Annotated in this window: 2 protein-coding genes; both read left to right on the forward strand. The window is 72.3% G+C overall.

Annotation, left to right across the window (positions count from 1 at the left end):
- The first annotated feature begins 302 nt into the window (after positions 1 to 302).
- Entirely contained in the window at positions 303 to 1172 is an 870-nt protein-coding gene (locus tag H5J30_RS26695; RefSeq protein ID WP_181789885.1) for a mycofactocin-coupled SDR family oxidoreductase, read from the forward strand.
- Between the two features lie 30 nt (positions 1173 to 1202).
- On the forward strand, positions 1203 to 2591 hold a 1389-nt coding region (locus H5J30_RS26700; protein WP_181789886.1), incomplete at its 3' end, for an amidase.

Below are 2591 nucleotides of genomic sequence, written 5' to 3' on the forward strand. Positions count from 1 at the left end.
AGCGCCCGGGCCGCGGTGAGCCCAGCCAGCCCGGCGCCGACGACGGCGACATCCACATCCGGGGGATCCGGGATCATGGGCCCTCCATTTGGTCACTTGACTAGGTCTTGCGACGCATTATTCCGCCACCGGGGCGCACGTCAAGGTGTCCAGCCCTCCCGTGACCCGTAGAAACCACCACCCTTTCCTGGAGGTTTACCGGACTCTTGACACCCCTGGTCGCGAACGTGAGACTGGCGAAAATTGATCGAGTGACCAGGTTTACTGACTCGATCTCGTCTCCCTGCGAGAGGACGACCGACGTGGGACGAAGCGACGGCACACGCGACGGCAAACTCGACGGCAAAGTCGCCTTCATCACCGGCGCCGCGCGGGGTCAGGGGCGCGCCCACGCCGTGCGCCTCGCCGTGGAGGGGGCGGACATCATCGCCGCCGACGTGGGCGCCGCGGGCGTCGTCGGCGACGCGGTGGGCTCCGTGCCGTACGCCCTCGGTACCACCGAGGACCTGGCCGAGACGGCCCGGCTGGTCGAGGCCGAGGGGCGGCGCGCGGTGCACGGCACCGCCGACGTGCGGGACCTGGACGCGCTGGCCCGGGTGGTCGACCGGGGCGTCGAGGAGTTCGGCCGGCTCGACATCGTCGTCGCCAACGCCGGGATCTCCAGCCCCGCGCCCACGCTGGAGATGAGCGAGCAGGTCTGGCAGGAGATGATCGACGTCAACCTGACCGGGGTGTGGAAGACCCTCAAGGTCTCCGTCCCGCACGTCGTACGCGGCGGGCGCGGCGGCGCCGTCGTCCTCACCAGCTCCGGCGCGACCGACGGGGTCTGGGAGAACCTGGCGCACTACAGCGCGGCCAAGGCCGGGCTCGTCCCGCTGATGCGCGTGCTGGCCAAGGAGCTTGCCGGGCAGGGGATCCGGGTCAACACCCTGCACACCGGCACCGTCGTCACGCCGATGATCCTCAACGACGCCACCTACCGCGCCTTCCGTCCCGACCTGGCCGAACCCACCCGCGCCGACTTCGACGAGGCGGTCAGGGCCGCGAGCAAGCTGCCGTACGGCCCGCTGGAGCCCGACGACATCGCCCGCGCCGTGCTCTACCTGGTGTCCGACGACGGCCGCGGGGTGACCGGCGCCAAGCACGTCGTGGACGCCGGCGTCAGCCTCTGATCCGATCACCAACCACCCTGGGAGAACGTCATGTCCGACGCGTATCTGGACGCGACCGGCCAGGCCGCACTCGTCCGCAGTGGCGAGGCGACCCCCGGCGAACTGGTTGAGCAGGCGATTGAGCGGACCGAGGCGGTGAACCCGGACATCAACGCCGTGATCGTGCCTCTGTACGACAAGGCCCGACGTGAGGCGGCCGAGGTGCCGCGCGACGCTCCCTTCGCCGGCGTGCCGTACGTCCTGAAGGACCTCACCGTGCACTCGAAGGGCGACCCGTACTCGGCGGGCTGCGCCGGCGTGAAGGCGGCCGGATACCGCTCCGACCACGACTCGCACTTCGTGGAGCGGATGCGCGCGGCCGGCTTCGTGCTGCTGGGCAAGGCCAGCACGTCCGAGATGGGCATGTACGAGTCCACAGAACCCCTGGCCTGGGGGCCGTGCCGCAACCCGTGGGACACCGGCCGCTCGGCGGGCGGTTCGAGCGGCGGCTCGGCGGCGGCGGTCGCGGCCGGGATGGTGCCCGTCGCGCACGGCAACGACGGCGGCGGCTCGGTGCGCAGCCCGTCGAGCCAGTGCGGCGTGGTCGGGCTGAAGCCGACCCGGGGGCGGGTGTCGTCCGGGCCGATGGTGGTCGAGTCGGACACGGTCTGCGGCATGGCCACCGAGGGCGTGATCACCCGCTCGGTCCGGGACGCCGCCGGCATGCTCGACGCGGTCAGCGGCCACCGCCCCGGCGACGGCTACCACGCCCCGCCGCCGCACCGCCCGTTCGCCGCCGAGGTGGGCGCAGACCCGGGGCGGCTGCGCATCGGCGTGCTCGACGTCGACCCGACCGGGCAGATCACCATCGACCCCGAGTCCGTCGCGGCGACCCGCGCGGTCGCCGACAAGCTGGCCGAGCTGGGGCACGACGTATCCGACGGCTACCCCGAGACACTCCGCACCGGTATGTGGCCGCTGGACTGGTTCGGCTGCGTCGGCGTGGTCATCGCCCGCGAGTTCGACTGGCTCGGCGAGCAGATCGGCCGGCCCGTCACCGAGTCCGACGTGGAGCCGGCGACCTGGGCGTACATCGAGCAGGGCCGGTCCGTCAGCGCGATCACCTACGCCGCCGGCATCGACGCGCTGCGCGTCCAGGCCCGCGAGATCGAGCGGTGGTGGGAGGAGGACGGCTGGGACCTGCTGCTGGCCCCGACCGTGCCCGCGCCCACGCCCAGGATCGGGCAGCTCGGCGCCACCGCCGACGACCCCTCGGAGTCAGTGGCGATGTCGATGCTCCAGAACACCGTGCTCTTCAACGTCTCGGGCCAGCCCGCGCTCTCGCTGCCGCTGCACCAGCGGTCCGACGGGATGCCGCAGGGCGTACAGCTCGCCGCCGCGTACGGGCGCGAGGACCTGCTGCTGCGGGTCGGCGCGCAG

This window comes from Streptomyces phytophilus (assembly GCF_013870535.1).
GTDB classification, from domain to species: Bacteria; Actinomycetota; Actinomycetes; order Streptomycetales; family Streptomycetaceae; genus Streptomyces; species Streptomyces phytophilus.